Origin of the sequence: Erythrobacter sp. EC-HK427 (assembly GCF_902498745.1) — a bacterium.
Lineage (GTDB): Bacteria > Pseudomonadota > Alphaproteobacteria > Sphingomonadales > Sphingomonadaceae > Alteraurantiacibacter.
The window spans coordinates 215,394-235,001 of record NZ_LR701479.1 but is presented as its reverse complement, the minus strand read 5'-3'; the positions used below and the strand labels follow the sequence as shown (position 1 = coordinate 235,001).

The following is a 19,608-nucleotide window of genomic DNA, read 5'->3' as shown; positions in this document are numbered from 1 at the left end:
CACACCCACCCCCGGCCCCTCCCTCAAGGGAGGGGAGAAAAAACAGAAAGGGCGGGGATCGCTCCCCGCCCTTTCAGTTTGCGATGATCGCGCGCTTAATTGCGCACCGAAATCCCGATAAAGTAGTAGCTGCCATACGGGTTCACCGGATAGGCGAAGTTCGTCGGATAAGGCCGCTCGTCGGTGAGGTTGTTCACCCCGCCATAGATCGAGATGCTGTCGCTCGCGTCGTAAGTGATCGCCAGATCGTGGATGAAATATTCATCCGCGAAGCCTGCTGGGCCCACCTGTGCATCGGCGGTTTCGATCTCGATGCCCGAGAACGCAGTGCTGCCGACATATTGCAGGCCGTAACGCAGCGTGACATCGCCATAGCCAATGCTGACCGAGCCGACGCCCGCCCATTCGGGGCGCTGCTCTTCGCGCAGTTCCGGATCGACATTCGTCGGATCGGTCGGATCGAAGAAGAAGTCGAGATAATCGACCCAGTTGACCGAAGCCCGCGTGCCGATATCGAACTCGCCGATATTGAAGCGGTAGGCGATGGTGCCGTCGATACCGGCAGTTTCGATCTTGCCGAAGTTCAACTGCGTCTGGCTGAGGAAGTTGAAGCCGAGGAAAGTCGGGCTGCCGGGATCGTCGTTGCGGGTAAACTGGCCGCAGAACTGGTTCGGGAAAGCGGTCGAATCGTAACACGTATCGACAATGTCCTGCGCACCAACGGCGGAAATCGCGTCTTCAATCACGATGTTGTAATAGTCCGCGGAAAGCGTCAGGCCCGGAATGAAGCGCGGCTGGATGACTGCACCGAAGGTGTAGGTCGTTGCCGTTTCCTCGTTCAGCGCCGGGTTGCCGCCGGTTGTGCCGGAGAAGCGCGCCGTTAGCGGATCGGCATAATCGTATACGCCGTTGGTGGAATAGGCGCTTGCCGCAGCGCCCAGCGCCTGGAAGTCGGCGATACAATTGGCCTGCCGGTTGGCCGCCGCCGCCGTATCGAGCACCGCGATCTGCGAGACGTCACACGGATCTGCCGGGCGGAACACCGTGCCCTGTTGCGGGCTGAACAGCTCGTTGATGTTCGGTGCGCGCACTGCCTGCGAATAGGTGCCGCGGAAGCGGATGTCTTCCACCGGTGCCCAGATACCGCTCACGCTCCAGGTGAAGGTGCTGCCGACAGTCGAATATTCCGAGAAGCGCGCGGCGCCCGACACTTCGAGTGTATCGAAGAACGGCACGGCCGACAGGATCGGAATGTTGATTTCGCCGTAGATCTCCGCAACGTCGAACTGGCCGCCCGAATTGAACACCTGCGTCTGCGCGTCGAAAACCAGCTGCTGGTTGCCCGAGACATCCCCGATGAACTGGCCGGCATTGATATCCGGCGTAGTGATCTGCGCGATGCCTAGCGTCAGCGGATCGAATTCGAAATTGCTGCGCTCCTCGCGGTATTCCGCGCCCACCGCGAAGGCGACTGCGCCGCCCGGCAGTTCGAAGAAGCTGCTTGTATCGCCGACAAGGCTGGCACTGAAAACCAGCTGTTCGAGCGTGGTGGTGTTGACGGTCGTTTCGGTGATGAAATCCACCGCCGCGGCGCTGACCGAATTTGTGCCGTTGAACAGCGAGGAGGGGACGCAGCTGCCGTCGTCCGGGTTGAAGGTGAAGAAACCACCATCGATCACCGGGAAGAACTGGCTGCCCGGGTGGCGGGCGTTGGGATCGAGAGACGAGCGGCAAACGATATTGCCGTTGGCCCGGCCATTGAGAAACTCGCCTTCATCCACCGCGTCGATCGAGGCGAACAGGCGGTCGGGCAGAACGGTGTTTTCGTTCTCGATCCGCGATTCGAAGCGGCCGTAATTTGCCGAGACCTGCCATGCGAATTCGTCGGTGCCGCCGAATTCGCCGCGCAGGCCGGCAACCGCGCGATAGGTCTCGCGCTCGGCCAACTGGCGGGCAAGGCCGAGGTCGGTGAAGTCGCGGCTGACGCGCAGGCCGCCCGCATCATCCGCATCGGCTTGCAGCACATCGGGAATGTAGGGGTTGTCGGCAAAGATCAGCAGCGAATCGTAGAAGGTGTTATAGGGATTCTGCGATTCCGTGTAGGAATTCACATACTTGGCATCGACGAAGAATTCGACGCCAGGCGTCAGCTCGTAATTGGCGAGCAGATTGGCGTAGACGCGCTCATTGCCGGGAATCAGCGTGGCGCCGCTCAACCGTTCGGGCGCGCCGTCGCCGCCGAACTGGTTGCCCGAGCTGGCAATGATGCCGTCCTCGAAAATCTTCACGCCGCCGCCGGGGGTGGAGACATAACAGCCACCGCCGCCGAAGCCGGTGAGGCCGATGAAGCTTTCCTGACAGTCATTGATGCCGTTCGCGTTGATGTCGGCATCGAAGAAGCCGAAATCGCGACGGAAGATCAGCCCGGCATCGGACGAAATCGCAAAGCGTGGATCGGACTGGTAAGCCAGCGCAGGCGCATTGGTGGCGCGGTCGATCAAAGCCTGCTCGGCCGCTGTCGGGGTGACGCCGCCGGTGAAGATCGCGTCATAATCCGCCGAGCCCGGCAGCGGAATGCGGAAGCCGATGGGGAAGCTGAAATTGGCGATGCTGAAGAAATCGCGGAAATTCGGCGTGGCATCGCTGATGTCACCGCGCTGGAAGCGCAGCAGCGGGCTGGGATAGGTCGTGCCGGTGTTGAAGCGGCCGTTATTGGCGAAAAACTCGCGGTCGCCCTGCAGTAATTGCTGGGTGTTTGAGTAACCGACTGCCAGCGTGACATTGCCGCGATTGCCGGCAAAGTTCATGCCGTATGCGCCATCGATCGACGTGGTGAAGCCGTCGCCATTGCCCGACAAGCCGGCCACGCCATCGAGCAGGAAGCCGTCGAGATCGTCGCGCAGCACATAGTTCACAACGCCGGTCACAGCGTCGGCACCATAGACTGCGGACGCGCCGCCGGTGAGCACTTCCACCCGCTCGATCAGGCCGGTGGGGATGGTCGACACGTCGACGATCTGGCTGCCCGCCACACCGGAAACGTGGCGCTGCCCGTCAACCAGCACAAGCGTGCGAACCGCGCCGAGACCGCGCAGGTTCAGCGTCGCCTGGCCGATGCCGCCTGCACCGTTCTGCAGCGAGTCGGCGACGGTGCCCGAGTTCGAAAGGGCGGGAATCTCGCGCAGCGCATCGGTTGCGTCGATCACGCCGGTTTCGCGGATGTCGGCGACGGAAACCGTGGCGACAGGGGCGGCGGCGGCTTCGTTCGCGTCGCGCTGGATGCGCGAGCCGACCACGACAATCGGATCGCCTTCGGGATCTTCCGAAGCTCCCGCAGCGTCCTGCGCAAAGGCTGGTGCCGAACACAAGGCAACCGAAATAGCGAATGGTGCGCAAGCCGCGCGGAGGGAGGATTGGAATTTCACAACAAGGAGCCCCTTCTGGCTGAACAAAACTGTCTCACGGAGGGGAAAGCCTGTTGGAAAACGCCCATTATTGCAATTTGGAGACGCCCGGGTTGCCGATTTTGGTGCGACTATGTTGCACTGCAACAACAGGTGGGCAACCAATCGACAGGTGCCGCGACGCGGCTGGGGGTCTGCGACGCCAAAGCATGCACTCCGCGCAATAAAATTGCGCAACATGCCGAAGTGTGTTTTTTCAGCCACAGATCGTTTCTAATGTGAGGAAATGCGCCAAACTGCCTGCATGGCATTTTGACATGTTGCAGACTGTATTGCAGTCATGCGTCACAGCGTGAATCAATCGCAGCTTACCCCTGCAGATCGTTTCCCGGCGCTGTTGGAGCCCCGCACCTTTGCTCCGGCGCGCTGAACGGTTTGTGAATCGAAGTTCTCTCAAGGTGGATGGGACACACATGAAAAAATTTCAGAAGAACGCCCTTTCGGGTCTCGCACTGTCGGTTTCGGCAGTCGCGTTGCTGGCCGGTGGCTCGGCCTTTGCGCAGGAAGTTGATCCTGAAGACGAAGAAGAGGTTTCGGTCGCCGATCCGGAAACCGCAGCACCGGAGCAGCGCATCGTTGTTACCGGTTCGCGTATCCGCACCGACACGTATAACAGCATTTCGCCGCTGCAGGTGCTCGACAGCGAAGCCGCGCGCGACGTTGGTGAGTTCGATGCTGCGGAAATCCTGCAGCGTTCGGAAGCTGCCGCCGGTACGCAGATCGATGCGACCTTCCAGGGCTTTGTGCTGAACAACGGCCCGGGTTCGCAAACTCTCGACCTGCGCGGTCTGGGTGCTGACCGTACGCTGCTCATGATCAATGGCCGCCGCCTCGCACCTGCCGGTGTGGAAGGCGCGCCGACCAACCCGTCGATCAACCTGCTGCCGACTTCGCTGATCCAGCGTTACGACCTGCTGCTCGACGGTGCGTCGTCGGTGTACGGCTCGGACGCTGTGGCCGGTGTGGGTAACATTGTGCTTCGCACCGACATTGACGGCTTCGAGTTCTTCGCCAGCGGCAACAAGAACGAACAGAGCAATGGCGGTGACGACTACACCATCTCCGGCGCTTGGGGCACCACCTTCGATCGCGGCTTCTTCGGTATCGGTGCGGAATATTCCCGCCGTGACGAAGTGCTGAACGGCGATCGCGATTTCTTCCGTGGCTGTAACACCCACTACGAATTCGACCAGGCTGGCAATATCTACCGCGATGACGTGGCAACGGCCGCTCGCAACGAGCAGATCAGCGTCAACGAACTCGGAACCCGGATTACCTCGCTCGTCCAGCCCTGTAAGCTAGAGCGGATCACCGGCCGTATTTTCGTCAACAACACGTTTGGCGGTTCGCTCTATATCGACGATCAGGATCGTGGCCTCGGACTCGGCTTCCCCGGCAACTATTACATCCCGTTCCTGTCGGAAACGAACGACGCGCTGGGTGTGCCGGTTGACGCCGATGGTGACGGTTTCCAGGACGTTGATCTGGCGACCCGTACCATTAACGGTAACGACCCGAACCAGTCTTTCATCAGCCCGCAGAGCCTGTACAACGTCATGGCCTATGGCGAATACAATCTCGGCACTGATCTGAACATCACGCCGTTCTTCGAAGCGCTGTACAGCCGTGCCGAAGTGACGGTGGCGAACAGTGGTGCGCCGCAGTTCTTCCCGTGGGTTCCGTCGACCAACGCGTTCAACCCCTGTAACTTCATCAGCAATCCCAATGGTGTGGATTGCCGTGCCGGGGAAAATGCTTACTTCACCAACACCTATGGCTTCGGTCCGGTGAACAGCACGGGCTTCCGTCTGCCGGTGCAGCCGATCCCGTCGATCATCGGCGACCGTAACAACGTGGAAAGCGTGCAGGAACAGTATCGCGGCGTCTTCGGCGTCCGGCTTGATCTGCCCTTCATCGGTGACAGCTGGAGCTATGAAGCGTCGGTCGTCTATTCGCGTTCCGAAGGTACTTCGCTGCGTCGCGGTATCCGTGAAGACTTCCTCGCCCACGCTCTCGGTATCGACCCGACCGCCGACTTCAACGGCGACGGAATCGTCGACAACAACGGCAACGGCGTGGCGGATGATTACATCTCGCGCACCGTCTCGCCGATGCTGGCAGACGGCCCTTGCGGCACTGCCTTTGCCAACCCGCAGCTGCTTGCACCGGGCATCGGTCAGGGTTGTGTTCCGGTCAACCTTTTCGCCACCTCGCTGTATCTCCCCGGCCCCGCCGGTGATTTCGCGACGCAGGCAGAACGTGACTACCTGTTCGGTGAACGTACCTTCGACACCACTTACGAGCAGGTTGTCGCATCGGCGTTCATCACCGGTGACTTGTTCGAGCTTCCCGCCGGCCCGCTTTCGGTCGTGCTCGGCGGCGAATACCGCGTGGACTCGCTCGACTCGCAGCCCGGACTGGTTGCTTCGGACGGCCTGTTCTGGGGCTTCTTCGCCGACCAGGGTGCGCAGGGTAGCAAGTACATCCTCGAGAGCTTCGCTGAAATCAACATCCCGGTCTTCGAATCCGACACCTTCGGTACTTTCGATCTGAAGGCTGCTGGTCGTGTCAGTGACGAAGAGTTCTACGGTACCAATGCCACCTACTCGCTGGGTGCCGGATGGCAGCCGATCCCGCAGGTTCTGCTGCGTATGACCTACGGTACGTCGTTCCGTGCGCCCAACCTGCGCGAGAACTTCCTCGCCGGTCAGTCGGGCTTCGGCGGGATCTTCGACCCGTGCGCCGTTCCTGCAGCGGCCTACACCTCGCCCTCGCTTCCGGGTGGTACGGGCTATCGTCCGGGCGACGATACCCGCGAGCCGTTCGTGCTCGCAAACTGCCGCCGCGAAGGGCGCGATCCGACCACCGTCGGTATCGATAGCTCGGGTATCAATACGTTCCAGACATCGAGCACCGAAATCACTTCGGGCGGTAGCCTCGATCTCGATCCCGAAACCTCGGAATCACTGACCGCAGGTATCTCGATCAACGAACGTTTCGGTGATTTCGATCTCTCGTTCGGCTTCAACTACTTCAACATCGAAGTGTCGGGGGCGATCATTGAACCGACCGGCCAGTCGGTGGTGAATGGCTGCTTCCTCAGCGAGAATGCCGAACGCAGCAATCTGTGCGACTTCATCGGTTATGATGGTGACCCGAGCGGCCGCCGTTTGGTGAATGAAGTCTTCGCCGGCTTCATCAACGTCAACCAGGAAACGGTTCGCGGTATCGATCTGAACGCCAACCTCGCTTACGAGCTTGCGCTCGGAAACGAAACGCTCGATCTGTCGGTCAACCTGCGGGCCAACCACCTGATCCGTCGTGAGACGATCTTCCTCGATGATGCAGGTAACGAAGACTCGTTCGAGGCAGCTGGCACCTTTGGCTTCCCGGCTTGGACTGGCCGTGCGACCTTTGCAGCAGCCTATTCGGACTTCGTCCTGACCTGGTCGACCCGTTGGATTGGTGCAACCTCAGCCTTCAATGCGACCGATCCGTTCGTTGACGTCTGGGGTTACAACGAAGCTGGCGAGTTCACCGGCGTGTTCTCCGACACCTGTCTTGGTGCCGGTTCGCGCGACGCCGCAGGCAACCTTGACGGGATCGTGGCAGGCGACGGCAACTATTGCGCCGACGTCGACTTCGCTGACGATTACTTCGTGCACACCGTTTCGCTGCGCTACGACTTCAACGACGACATCACACTCCGCGCCGGTGTGACCAACGTCTTCAATGACGCACCGCCGCTGATCGATACCTCGGAAGTGTTCGGCCGTTCGAACGTTGCCATTGGTAACGGTTATGACCTCAACGGTCGTGAATTCTTCGGCTCGATCAACTTCCGCTTCTGATCGCTTGATCGCACCGAAACGAAAGGGCCCCGCAGTTCGCGCTGCGGGGCCTTTTTCTTCTGTGGGCACCGCGCCGCTCGCTTGACCGCGCCCCGCCATGGCGTAGGACGCTTCCAACACAGTATGGGAGCAAGCCACAGGCATGATTATCGACTCCACCATCGCCGCCGTCGTCACCGGCGGTGCCTCGGGCCTCGGTGAGGCCACCGCCCGCGCGTTGGCCGCCAAAGGCGCCAAGGTTGCACTGTTCGACATGAATGCAGGGCGCGCCGAACAGGTCGCTGCGGAGATCGGCGGGATCGCCTGCATGGTCGATGTGACCGTCGAGGCTTCGGTTGACGCAGGCTTCGCCAAGGCCCGCGCCGCACACGGGCAGGAGCGGGTGCTGGTCAATTGCGCCGGCATCGCCACCGCCGCAAAAACGGTGAAGCGGGATCGCGACACGGGCGAAATCAGCCACCTGCCGCTCGCCGCCTTCGAAAAGGTCATCCGCATCAATCTGATCGGCACCTTCCTGTGCTGCGCCAAATCGGCCGCGGGCATGGTGACGCTCGATCCGGTGGGCGCGCATGGCGAGCGTGGCGCCATCGTCAACACCGCCTCGGTCGCGGCGGAGGACGGGCAGATCGGCCAGATCGCCTACGCCTCCTCCAAAGCGGGGGTGAAAGGCATGACCCTGCCGCTCGCACGCGATCTGATGGGTGAGGGCATTCGCGTCAACGCCATCCTGCCGGGCATTTTCGGCACGCCGATGCTCGCCGGACTGCCCGAAAAGGCGCAGGCGGCGCTCGCCGAAGCGGTGCCGTTCCCCAAACGGCTGGGCGACCCGGCCGAATATGCCGCGCTCGCCTGCTTCATGATCGAAACCGGCTATTTCAACGGCGAATGCGTCCGCCTCGACGGGGCCATTCGGATGCCTCCCAAGTAGGCGACGGAGAACCCCATGGCACAATGGCATATCGGCGTAATCGGCGGCTCCGGCCTGTATGATCCGGGCGCGTTGACCGATGCGCAGGAAATCGAAGTGGGCAGCGCCTTTGGCGCGCCTTCGGGGCCGGTGACCACCGGCTTCATTGGCGGTGTGCGCTTCACCTTCCTCGCGCGACACGGAAAGGGGCACCGCTTTTCGCCGAGCCATGTCAATTACCGCGCCAATATCGATGTGCTCAAACGCTGCGGCGTTACCGATGTGCTGGCGATCTCGGCCATCGGCAGCTTGCAGGAACGCTATGCGCCGGGCCAATTCGTGGTGGTTGACCAGCTGATCGACCGCACCACGGGGCGCGAGCGCAGCTTCTTCGGCCAAGGCATCACCGCCCACGTGCCGCTGGCCGATCCGGTGTGCCCGCGCCTTTCCAGGCTCGCGGCGAAAGCGGCAGAGAATGCCGGTGCAACGACGCATCACGGCGGCACCTATGTCGCCATCGAAGGCCCGCAATTCTCCACCCGCGCGGAAAGCACGCTCTACCGCGCATGGGGCGCTGATGTGATCGGCATGACCGCGATGCCCGAAGCCCGGCTCGCACGCGAGGCCGAGCTGCCCTATGCGCTGGTCGGCATGGTGACCGATTATGACTGCTGGCGCGAACCGGACGGCGATGTCGATGTCGCGGACATCCTGCGCGTGATGGCAGGCAATGCGGAAAACGCACGGGCGATGCTTGCAGAGCTTGGTGCAGCTCTGCCCAAGACGCGCAGCGCCAGCCCGATCGACACCGTGCTCGACACCGCGATCATCACCCCGCAGGAGGCTTGGGATCCCGCACTTGCCGCGCGGCTCGACGCGGTGGCAGGGCGGCTGCTTGCACAAGTGCCGGAACAGGACGATTGATGCGGCGGAGGCGCTGCAAACATTAACATCCTTGCCAAAATGGCAAAATGCCAACAATGTTGTTGCTTATGCAACCAACCAGCACACTCGCCCGCTTTCTCCCGTATCAGCTGTCCCTCGCCTCCAATGCGGTGAGCGGACGGATCGCTATGGAATACCGCCAACGCTGGGGTCTCAGCATCCCCGAATGGCGGGTGATGGCGGTGCTTGGCGATGCGGGCGCGCTGACGCAGCGCGATCTCACCAAGCGCACGCTGATGGACAAGGTGGCGGTCAACCGCGCGTGCAAGGTGCTGGAAGAGCGCGGTCTTGCGCAGCGCCGCCCCAACGAACAGGATGGCCGCTCGCACCTGCTCGACTTGAGCGAGGACGGCGTGGCGATGCATTCCGAAATCCTGCCGCTGGCGCTGGAAATGGAACGCAAGCTGTTTGCGGGCTTTTCACCCGAGGAGCTCGACCTCTTCCGCTCGCTTCTGCAGAAAGCCCGGCATCAGGCAGAGGATCTGTCCGAGGCCAGCTTTACCGGCGGCTACGGTATTCGTTAGGCGGCATCCGCTAAGCAATCTCTCAGCAAACAAAAAACCCCCGAACGGCCAAGGCTGTGCGGGGGTTTCTTTTGGCCGAAGCCAGGTGAAAGTTTAACTCGGTGGCGGCGGGTTGCTGCCTGGGCCGTCGCCGGAGAAGGCGTCGCCGATCGAACAGGCCGCAGGGCCAAGGATCACGATGAACAGCACCGGCAGAATGAACAGGATCAGCGGCACCGTCATAATCGCGGGCAGACGGGCGGCTTTTTCTTCGGCGCGCATCATCCGCTCGTTGCGGAATTCGGCCGAAAGCACACGCAGCGCGGAAGCGAGCGGTGTGCCGTAGCGTTCGGTCTGGATCATCGTCGTCACCACCCCGCGCACCGCATCCAGATCGACGCGATAGGCAAGGTTTTCGAACGCCTGACGCCGTTCGGTGAGGAAGGCGAGCTCGATGGCGGTCAGGGCGAATTCGTCACCGAGTTCGGGGTAAGCGCGGCCCAGTTCGCGGGCGACGCGGTTGAAGGCGGCGTCCACCGTCAAACCGGCTTCGGCGCAGATCACCAGCAGGTCGAGCGCGTCGGGCAGGCCCTTCTGGATCGCCTTGGTGCGCTTGTTGGCGATGTTCTTCAGATAGACTTCGGGGCCCTTATATCCGGCAATCACCATCGCCGCGAAGCCGCCAAAGCGCTTCATGCTGCCCCATTCGGGGAAAGTATCCGTCCAGTAGAATACCACCACGCCAAGCAGGCCGAGCACAATCGGCAGGATCATGCGCGCGAAGATGATGACGACGGCGTATTCCTTGTTGCGGAAACCGGCCTGCGCCAGCTTCTGCTGAATGACTTTCACCTGGTCTTCCTGCAACACGCGCATACCTTGCAGCGTGTCTTTGACCTTCTCGGTCGTATCGGTCTTGCGCACCAGGCTCTGACGCTTTTTGGACGTCTGGGTGAGCATACCGGTTTTCAGCTCGGCACGGCGATCATTCAGCGCCTTTACGCGCTTGGCCATCGGGTCTTTCACCGTGACGGCGGCATAGATCGCAAACATCGTGGCCGCAGCGGCAATCCCTGCGAGGATTGTGCCGACCAGAATAACATCCACGCCAAGTAGGGTGGGGCCGGATGCGGGGGCGAAGCTCAAAAGGGTCATGTCGTCCTCCGCCTTAGATTTCGAAGCTGACCATTTTGGCCATGATGCCCGCGCCGATGGCCATCCACACGAGGCCGAACAGGCCGGTGGCGATCAGCCGGTCATCGGAGAAGAAGCCGCCGATATAGCTCGGGTTGATCCAGTAGATCATGCCGAAGACGATAAAGGGCAGCGCGCCGACGATGTAGGCAGACGCCTTCGATTCCGAGCTCATCGCCTTGATCTTCAGCTTCATCTGCGCGCGCTTGCGCAGCACGTCGGACAGGTTGGAAAGCGTTTCGGCAAGGTTGCCGCCCGTCTCGCGCTGGATCGCCAGCGTAATGACGAAGAACTGGAATTCGGCAGTGCCCAACCGGTCAGCGGTTTCCTGCAAGGATTCTTCCATGGTGCGGCCGATCTTGATGCGTTCCACCACCTGGCGGAATTCGACACCCACGGGGCCGGGGACTTCCTGCCCGACAACGGTCAGCGTTTCCGCCACCGGCAGACCCGAACGCAAGCCGCGCACCAGCAATTCGATGGCATCGGGGAATTTCGCGTTGAAAGCGGCGGTGCGGCGCTTGATGAAGCTGCCCACCACAAGGTGCGGCACACCCGCGCCGATCAGCAGCCCGATGCCGAGCGACAGCAGCGCCGCGCCGGTTTGCAAATACAGCAGCGCAGTGATGCCCACGGCAATGCCGACCGATGTGTACATGTAATTGCTGACCGTCCAGCCCTTGCCGGTGCGGTTCAATCGAATCGCCAGCGCCTGGATGCGCGAGCCGGAACCAGCAGCGACAAACCGCTTGGGCTTGCGCGCGGCAATGGCCTTTTTCAGCTGGCTTTCGACCTTGTCGATCGTGCTTTCGGAATGGCGGTGGCGCAGCGATTCAAGCCGGCGCTGGCCTTCCTTGGCAGGCGATTTGCCGTTCATCAGCAAATAGCCGAGGATCATCAAACCCATCAGGCCACCGGCCACAAGCACGAGCTGGATGATGTTCATGATCGCTCTTCTCTCACCTAAAAAGTGTCAGTCCGTGTGCCCGAGTTCGGGCGGTGGCAGGGGCGGGGGAGGCCCGCCCCTGTACCCGTTTAGTCTGCGTCAGCCGCTTCTTTTGCTGCGGCCTTCTTCCCGCCGCCGAGCAGCGATTTCAGATCGAAACCGCTGAGCATCGAGGGCTTCTTGCCGAGGTTTTCGAGGCTGGCACCGTCATCTGTCGCAACGCCGACAATCGTCTTGGCGATTTCACGGATCGGCGCGACCGCGCGGCTGCCCTTGTTGGCTTCGGCGAAGGTCTGGCCCAGCTTGGCCGCATTGGCCGCCGCCTTCTGGTCGAACGGAATCTGGAAATTGATCGGGCGTTCGATGGAGGCTTCGAAATCGGCCTTGCTGATTTCCGCCGCGCCGGTCTGCATCTTGTTGCAAACGATCATCGGGTGGGCACCCGGCGCGTTTTGCTTGAGCCAGGATAGGATGCGGATCGTATCGCGGGCAGAGGCGAGCGTCAGCTCGGTCACCAGCGTCACCACATTCACATCCTGCAACAGGTGGGGGAAGTTGATCAGCATATTGCGCGGCAGATCGATCACCGTCATGTCGAAGGCTTGGCGGAATTCTTCCTCCAGTTGCAGGAAGGCCGTGCCGTCGGTCATCAGCGGCGAGTTGATCGGAGCCTCGGCCGACATGATGGCAAGGTTATCGTTGGCGCGGATCATTGCGCGTTCGATAAACAGGCCGTCGATGCGGCTGGGATTGTCGATCGCGTCGGTCAGGCCGCGGCCCGGCTCCAGATCGAGCGACAGCGCGCCGGTGCCGAAATGGACATCCAGATCGAGTAGCGCGGTCGAACGTTCGTGCTCGATCGAGAACAGCCAAGCGAGCGAGGTTGCCAGCGTCGAGGCACCAACGCCGCCGCGCGTACCAACAACAGCGGTGGCGACGTGCTCATGTTCCTGATCGCCATCGCCGCCATTGCGGGGCGAGGAGAAAACGGCCTGCGCCTGCGTCAACGAATCGCGCAGCTGGCTGGCCGATAGCGGCTTCAGCAGGTAATCGTGGATGCCGCTGGAGAGCAGGTCGCGATAGAGGCGCACATCGTTCACCTGACCCACCGCGATCACCACCGTGCCGGGTTCGCAAACCTCTGCCAGCGCGTTGATATCGTTGAGCGGGTCACCGCTTTCTGACAGGTCGACCATCAGGATGGCCGGGCTGGCAGCGATAGACAGCGACTGGATCGCGTTGCGCAGGCCGCCTTTGTTGCACTTTTCGATCTGCCAGCCCATTTCGATCACGACCGGGCGCAGCGCATCGAGCGCGCCATCGTCGCAAATATAGGCCGAGAATGGATCGCGGTTGCCGAGCGGGCCGGGTTTCCAGGAATTGCTCATTTTATTCACCCCCTCCGCCGGTAACTTCGGGCAGCGTGGTGCCGCCTGCGCCCGTGGGCTCGGCATCACGATAGGCACCGATTGCGCGGTTGGACGTCTGGACAACGGTGTTGCCGGTGCCGCTTGCGCCGTTGAGCAGGTGCTCGGGATCGGCGATCATGGCGGCCATGTTGCTGTTCACGGCGCAACCATAGCCGGGCGAGGTCTGGTTGCCCTGGTTGAAGCCATACTGGTCGCGCCAGTCGGGGCATCCGGGAACATGCGCGCTGGACCGCGTCACCACCACCCGGACATTGCCCGGATTGACATAACCTTCGGTGATCGGCGCGCCTTCGCTCAGCAGAATGCCGAAGCGGCTGGCGACGGCAGCGACGTCTTCGGTCACTGCGCGGCTCGCCATCGGATCGTCGATGGCCACGCGGTCGCCATATCCCAGATCAAGCGTCTCGAACCAGTCGGCAAGCCGCGCCTGTTCGGGAACGCTCAGCCCGGCGCCATTGGCGGCGAGATCAAGCGCGAAGTTCTGGCGCTCAACAACCGGCTGGTGGACGCTGTAAAGCGTCATGTTCTGTGGGCCTTCATTCAGCGTGCCGCAGGCCGACAGTCCGGCACCAAGCGAGAGAGCAAGCGCCGTCATGGCGATGCGTTTTGCAGGATACATCATGGGGATCACTCTCCGTTGTTGAAGCTGAAGCCGGGCAGGGCGGAGGCGCTGGCCGACTGGGCCGGCGCGCCTTGCGGCTGCTGGCCACCGGCAAGCGCGGTGCCCGTCTGGTCGATCAGGCTGAGATCGGGGCCATTGGGGCCGCCATTGGCGGGACGCGGCATCGGGCGTTCGCCCGGCTGGTTGCTGGTTTCGCGGCCGAACAAGGTCTGTTCGGCAGCACCCGGCACGCCATAGCCATCGGTCGGCAGGCGGATGTCACGATCATTGACCGGCTGCACCAGATACGGCGTCACCACGATCACCAGCTCGGTTTCGCCGCGGCGGAACTCGGTCGAACGGAACAGATTGCCGATGATCGGCATATCGCCCACGCCGGGGATCTGGTCGACCGTGCTCTGCGAGCTGTTCTGCATCAGACCCGCGATCATGAAGCTCTCGCCCGAGCCGAGCTCGATCGAAGTTTCCGCGCTGCGGATCGTCAGCGCCGGGATCTGGAAGCCGTTGAGGACAACCGCGCCCTGCGTTGACAGCTCGGAGACTTCCGGACGCACGCGGATCGAAATCCGGCCATTCGAAAGCACGGTCGGCGTGTAAACCAGGCTGACCCCGAAATCGCGATACTGGACGGTGGTGGTGCCCAAGCCCTGACTCAGCGGGATCGGGAACTGGCCACCGGCATGAAACTGCGCGGTTTCCCCCGACAACGCGACCAGCGTCGGTTCCGACAGCGTCGTCACCAGCCCGCGGCGTTCGCCAAGGTCGAGCGCAGAGCCGATATCGAGGCCGAGAAACTCGCCAAAGGCAGCCAGCGTTGAACCTGGCGAAATCTGGTCGACGATGTTGTAGCCTTCGCCTTCCAGATTGCCGCCCACAGCGACGGGTGCGCCGCCCGGGGTAACCTGCGAGAAGGGCGAACGGCCCTGGCCGAGCCCGAAGCGGAAGCCGTCCGTGCTGTCCACAGTCGACAGGTTCATGCCGATATTGCGCACCAGCGAGCGGCTGACTTCGGCAAAGCGGACACGCAGCATCACTTGCAGCGGCGTTGCCATGCGCAGGCGGGAAATCACATTGGCGTCCTCGCCCACGAAGGCCTGCACCAGCCGTTCGGCTTCGGCGGCGTCTTCCGGCGCGGCAACCGTGCCGGTCAGCAGCACAGTGTTGCTGCCCATGGTGGAGACCGAGATATTCGCTTCGGGCATCGCCAGCGACAGCATCTGGTCGACGCTATCGATGTTTGATCCGACGCGGATATTGGCCGACCAGATAATATCGCCTGCGGAATTGCTGGCGTAAATCGTGGTCTCACCCCCGGCGAGGCCGAAGACATAAAGCTGCCGTTCCGACCGCACCTGCACATCGGCGATGGTGTTATCGGCAACGAAGATGTCGGCCATATTGCCGGGCACAGTCACCAGTTCACCGCGACCGATCGACAGGACGAGATCCTGTGCCGGACGGATCGTCTGGGCCTGGGCCTGCGTGGCCGGCAGCATTGCCAGCGGCGCGAGTGCCACAGCGGCGCTCATAACTGTCTTCATAAGACGGCTGGTCATAATCTTGCCTTTCGAAACGGAGGCGGTGGATTGGCGTGTCACGTTAAGCGTGCGGATCATGGCGGTTACCGACCCCCCTGCCGGTCAAGCAGACGGCCTTCGCCGCGATTGACGGGTTCGACGGTGGTGGCCGTACCGCGGCGGACGCGCACGGTGGGGCCAGCGGGCGCGGCGGGTGCCGCATTTCCACCCTGAACCTGCACCTGCACCGGAGCGGCGGGAGCTGCATCACGCACAGCCGGAGCGGTCGGCACCGTGCTGCGCTGGAAGCGCGACACATCACCGCCGGTCACGAAAGTCGTGCCGCCTTCACCCGGGCGGGCGACGGCACTGCGAAGCAGGGCTTCTTCCTCTTCCGGCGAAGCGTTTTCGGGCAGGTTGATGTCACCCGAAGCAAGGGCGCGGTCGAGCTCGGTCTGGTTGTCGGCAATCGAGCGCAGCGACAGGCTGATCGTGCCGATGGTCTGCGCCACGGCGATCTTTTCGGCGATGCGCGGAGTTACTTCGAGCGTCACCGTGCTGAAAGCGCGGACAACCGTGCGGCCTTCTTCATCGGAAGTGGTTTCAGCCTGCTGGTCGGTGGCGAGCACGCGCAGATTGGTCAGGATCGTTTCCGAGGTTTGCAGCGGTGCGCCTGCACCGCCTTCACCAGCCACGGTCTGCGTCAGCACCATATCCACCCGGTCACCCGGGAAGATGAAGCCAGCCACACCCGTACGGGCGGAAACGGGGATCGTCACAGCGCGCATACCCGGCCCAAGCGCAGCGGCAAGGAAGCCGCGGTCGCCAGGCGAGACGAGCGAGCCCTGCGTTACCGGCTCACCAGCGGTGATCGGGTGACGCACCACCGTACCGAGCAGCGATTCCATATTGGATTCGCCGTCGATGAAGTAAGCGTCCTGCACCAATTCCTGGGGCCACAGTTGATAGGCCATGGCATCGGCGGTGATGATCGTGCCGACCGGCAGGTTGCGCTTAGCTACCAGCACCTTGGGGCCTTCCGGCTCCGGCGCAGCGGCTTCAACCTCGGGCGTTGCGGCACCGGCGAACATACTCCGGGCAGCAAGAGCTGTGCCGATCGCTATGACCAGCGCTCCTACCAGCAAAATGAGCTTCTTCTTATCCATGGTGCGTCAAGCCCCCTCAGTTGGATCTTGCAGTAACGGTTGCGCCGGATAGCGCGGCATTGGTTAAAATGAGGTTCACCCCGTCACTCCCGCGATGGCAGAAGCAGGGATGTAAAAGCTGCCGATGCTCCACAGACCGGCGAGCGCGATGGCCACGCCGTAGGGGATCGTCAGCGGATTTTTCTCGCTGCTTTTCGCATTGCGGCGCGACATCACGTTCCAGGCACCGAAAATCAGTGTCAGAACGCCGCCCAGCAGCGCCATCATGATAAGCAGTTTCAAATAGACCGCGGGCGTCATCCAGAGCGCCAAAGCGGTCAGCAGCTTGACATCGCCGCCGCCCATCCACTTCATCGCGAACAGGGCGGAAAAGCCCAGAAACGCGGCAACGCCCAGACCCAGCTGGATCGCCATGTCGGGCCAGATGCTCATGCCGCTGGCAAACCAGTACAGCGGAGCGCCCAGCGCAATCGCGAGATTTAGCCAGTTGGCGATGCGGCGGCTCTTGAGATCGGTGAAGGCTGCGATAAGCAGCGCAATTGCCAATGCACCGAGCAGGCCGTATTTGATCGGATCGTCCAACATGATGTCCCCAAAGTGATCTGGAACATCGTGCTAGCGCGTATCACTTACTAAAAAGTAACCACAGGCAGGAGGTTGAAATTAGCCAAACAGCAAGCCTTGTCGCCGGCGATGCCGTTCCTGCCTTTGACAGGCGTTCTATTCCCGCCGCTGCGGTGGAGGGGACGTGGCGCGCGGCAGACGGACACGCGATCCGCCATATCACCTGGCCTGCGCCGCCTGCGGAGACCGCGGGGCGCGGGGCGACGCTGTTTATGGCAGGGCGCGGTGATGCCTATGAGAAGTATCTCGAAAGTTTCGAACACTGGCGGCTGAAAGGTTGGCAAGTGCAGGCGGCGGACTGGCGCGGGCAGGGCGGCTCGGGCCGGCTCGGCAATGACAACCGTACCGGCCATATCGATGATTTCGCGCTGTGGATTGCCGATCTCGCCGATTACTGGCGTGGCTGGGCGGCCAGCCAAAAGGGCCCGCTGGTGCTGGTCGGCCATTCGATGGGCGGCCATCTGTGCCTGCGCGCGGTGCTGGAAAAAGTGCTCGACCCGATGCCCGTAGCACTGGTGCTGTCGGCCCCGATGCTCGACGTTTCGCCCGAATTTGTGCCGATGCCGCTGAAGCGCGGTTTCGCTAATGTGATGGCGCGGATCGGCGATCCCAAGCGTCCGGCATGGAAGATGAGCGAGAAGCCGGGTGTGACGCCCAGTATGCGCCAGCTGCTGCTGACCCACGACAAGGCGCGGTATGAGGACGAGCTGTGGTGGCGGCGCACGCGGCCCGAGCTGGAGCTTGGCCCGGGCAGTTGGGGCTGGGTGCGCGGCGCGATGCAAAGCTCTACTGCTATGTTCGCACGCGGCGCGCTGGAAAGCGTCGCGACGCCGACCTTCATTGTCGCGACCGATGCCGACAAGCTGGTCAGCCCCGCCGCCATCCGCAGTGCGCTGGCGCGGCTACCCAATGTCGATTCGCTGGTGTTCGGGAGCGAGTCCGCGCACGAAATCCTGCGCGAGGCTGATCCGGTGCGTGACAGGGCGCTGGCCGCGATCGATGCCTTTCTGGACAAGGAAGCGCCCGCCTGATGAACCGCTTTGACGTTGTTGTAATCGGCGCAGGCATCGCAGGCGCGAGTATCGCTGCCGAAATCGCGCCGCATCTTTCCGTGCTGCTGGCCGAGGCGGAGGATATGCCCGGCTACCACACCACCGGCCGTTCCGCCGCCTTTCGCGAGGAATGTTATGGCGGGCCCGACGTGGTGCCGCTGACGCTCGCTTCGGGCGATTATCTGCGCGATGGTGGTTTCCTGACGCCGCGCGCGGGCCTTTATATTGCGCGCGAAGGGCAGGAGGCGGCGCTTGCCGCCTTCATGCACCAGTTCCGCGATGCCGGGGTGACGATCCAGCCGCTGGGCCGGGCGCAGCTCGAAGCAAGGCTCCCTGGCGTGCGCGGGGAATGGACGCAGGCGCTGCTCCAGCCCAATTGCGCCGACATCGATGTGGGCGGCTTGCACCAGCATTATCTCGCTCTCGCCAAGCGCGGCGGGGCAGAACTGCGGGTGCGGCACCGGCTCGAAGCGGCGGAGCGCGAGGGCGACGCATGGCGGCTTCATTTCGGTGCGGCGGGTGAAGTCCGCGCGGATGTGGTCGTCAACGCAGCAGGCGCGTGGGCCGATCCGGTGGCGAGTGCCTGCGGTGTCGCGCCGCTAGGCATTACCCCCTATCGTCGCACCGTGGCGCAATTGCGCACCGATCCGCCCGCGCCCGCCGAACTGCCACTGGTGATCGATCTGGAGGGCGCGTTCTACTTCCGGCCCGAACACGGCAAGCTATGGCTCAGCCCGCATGACGAGACCCCGTCAGAGCCGTGCGACGCCGCGCCGGAGGAACTCGACATCGCTCTCGCCATCGACCGGTTCGAGCAAGTGGTGGACTGGCGGATCGCGGCGGTGGAGCGCAAATGGGCCGGGCTGCGCAGCTTCGCGCCCGACCGGCTGCCGGTTTACGGCTATGATGCGGAGGTGACCGGCTTTTTCTGGTTCGCGGGGCAAGGCGGTTACGGCATCCAGACCGCGCCCGCGGCAGCGCGGCTCGCGGCGCAATTGCTCACCCATACCCCGCGCCACGGCATGACTGCGGAGCTTGATGTAAAATTATACACCCCCGCCCGCTTTGCCCCCGTCATGGTCTAGCCAAGCGGGCGATGTTTGGTATGTAAACCGCAGACCACACCAAGGAGGACGCTTTCGATGGCTCACCATTTCCAGATCTACAAGGACAAGGCAGGCGAGTTTCGCGTGCGCTTCAAGTATAATGACGAGATCATGTTCTCGACCGAGGGCTACGCCTCGAAGGCGAGCGCAAAGAATGCCATCGAATCGATCAAGAAGAACGGCCCGGGCGCCGATGTGGTGGATGAGAGCTAAGCAGGCCTAACTCTGCAAAACAAAAGGGCCGGTCCGCGAAGGACTGGCCCTTTTTCGTGTCAACCGCT

The 19,608-nt window shown here is 62.5% G+C and carries 15 protein-coding genes; 7 read left to right on the top strand and 8 right to left on the bottom strand.

Going from position 1 to position 19,608, the window contains the following annotated elements:
• Window positions 1-95 precede the first annotated feature (95 nt).
• Entirely contained in the window at window positions 96-3,368 is a 3,273-nt protein-coding gene (locus GC121_RS01195) for a TonB-dependent receptor domain-containing protein (RefSeq protein ID WP_234421053.1), read from the bottom strand.
• A gap of 509 nt (window positions 3,369-3,877) precedes the next feature.
• Between GC121_RS01195 and GC121_RS01190 the strand changes: the two genes are divergently transcribed.
• The 4 genes from GC121_RS01190 (at window position 3,878) to GC121_RS01175 (ending at window position 9,691) form a co-directional block, all read left to right on the top strand.
• Window positions 3,878-7,315 carry a TonB-dependent receptor domain-containing protein gene (locus tag GC121_RS01190; protein ID WP_151972325.1) on the top strand — a complete coding sequence of 1,146 codons (3,438 nt, stop codon included), beginning with the start codon at window positions 3,878-3,880 and terminating at the stop codon, window positions 7,313-7,315.
• A 142-nt stretch (window positions 7,316-7,457) separates the two neighbouring features.
• On the top strand, window positions 7,458-8,243 hold the full coding sequence (locus GC121_RS01185; RefSeq protein ID WP_151972323.1) for an SDR family NAD(P)-dependent oxidoreductase: 786 nt from the start codon (window positions 7,458-7,460) through the stop codon (window positions 8,241-8,243).
• 15 nt (window positions 8,244-8,258) lie between these two features.
• Window positions 8,259-9,146 (top strand): S-methyl-5'-thioadenosine phosphorylase, encoded by an 888-nt coding sequence (gene mtnP / locus GC121_RS01180; protein WP_151972321.1) that lies wholly within the window; start codon window positions 8,259-8,261, stop codon window positions 9,144-9,146.
• Between the two features lie 68 nt (window positions 9,147-9,214).
• Window positions 9,215-9,691, top strand: coding sequence for a MarR family winged helix-turn-helix transcriptional regulator (locus GC121_RS01175; protein WP_151972319.1), 477 nt, complete (start codon window positions 9,215-9,217; stop codon window positions 9,689-9,691).
• Window positions 9,692-9,784: 93 nt separating this feature from the next.
• Here GC121_RS01175 and GC121_RS01170 read toward each other — a convergent pair whose 3' ends face one another.
• From GC121_RS01170 to GC121_RS01140, 7 genes are all read right to left on the bottom strand, one after another.
• Complete coding sequence (locus GC121_RS01170; RefSeq protein ID WP_151972317.1) at window positions 9,785-10,825, bottom strand: type II secretion system F family protein; 1,041 nt, start codon at window positions 10,823-10,825, stop codon at window positions 9,785-9,787.
• A 13-nt stretch (window positions 10,826-10,838) separates the two neighbouring features.
• Complete coding sequence (locus GC121_RS01165; RefSeq protein ID WP_151972315.1) at window positions 10,839-11,810, bottom strand: type II secretion system F family protein; 972 nt, start codon at window positions 11,808-11,810, stop codon at window positions 10,839-10,841.
• Window positions 11,811-11,899: 89 nt separating this feature from the next.
• Window positions 11,900-13,198: a pilus assembly protein CpaE gene (locus GC121_RS01160; RefSeq protein ID WP_151972313.1), complete on the bottom strand. Its 1,299-nt coding sequence runs from the start codon at window positions 13,196-13,198 to the stop codon at window positions 11,900-11,902.
• Between the two features lies 1 nt (window position 13,199).
• Window positions 13,200-13,862, bottom strand: coding sequence for a CpaD family pilus assembly protein (locus tag GC121_RS01155; protein WP_339389816.1), 663 nt, complete (start codon window positions 13,860-13,862; stop codon window positions 13,200-13,202).
• Between the two features lie 5 nt (window positions 13,863-13,867).
• Window positions 13,868-15,418: a type II and III secretion system protein family protein gene (locus tag GC121_RS01150; protein ID WP_234421052.1), complete on the bottom strand. Its 1,551-nt coding sequence runs from the start codon at window positions 15,416-15,418 to the stop codon at window positions 13,868-13,870.
• A gap of 65 nt (window positions 15,419-15,483) precedes the next feature.
• Complete coding sequence (gene cpaB, locus GC121_RS01145) at window positions 15,484-16,545, bottom strand: Flp pilus assembly protein CpaB (RefSeq protein WP_151972309.1); 1,062 nt, start codon at window positions 16,543-16,545, stop codon at window positions 15,484-15,486.
• Between the two features lie 75 nt (window positions 16,546-16,620).
• Window positions 16,621-17,130: a prepilin peptidase gene (locus tag GC121_RS01140; protein ID WP_151972307.1), complete on the bottom strand. Its 510-nt coding sequence runs from the start codon at window positions 17,128-17,130 to the stop codon at window positions 16,621-16,623.
• A gap of 152 nt (window positions 17,131-17,282) precedes the next feature.
• Between GC121_RS01140 and GC121_RS01135 the strand changes: the two genes are divergently transcribed.
• The 3 genes from GC121_RS01135 to GC121_RS01125 are packed head-to-tail and all read left to right on the top strand — an operon-like array spanning window position 17,283 to window position 19,540.
• Window positions 17,283-18,200 (top strand): alpha/beta fold hydrolase, encoded by a 918-nt coding sequence (locus GC121_RS01135; protein ID WP_234421051.1) that lies wholly within the window; start codon window positions 17,283-17,285, stop codon window positions 18,198-18,200.
• A complete protein-coding gene (locus GC121_RS01130; protein WP_199857693.1) occupies window positions 18,200-19,306 on the top strand; it encodes an FAD-binding oxidoreductase in 1,107 nt (368 codons plus the stop codon). Before GC121_RS01135 ends, GC121_RS01130 begins: the two co-directional genes overlap by 1 nt.
• A 57-nt stretch (window positions 19,307-19,363) precedes the next feature.
• Window positions 19,364-19,540 (top strand): YegP family protein, encoded by a 177-nt coding sequence (locus tag GC121_RS01125; RefSeq protein ID WP_151972301.1) that lies wholly within the window; start codon window positions 19,364-19,366, stop codon window positions 19,538-19,540.
• Window positions 19,541-19,608: the final 68 nt, after the last annotated feature.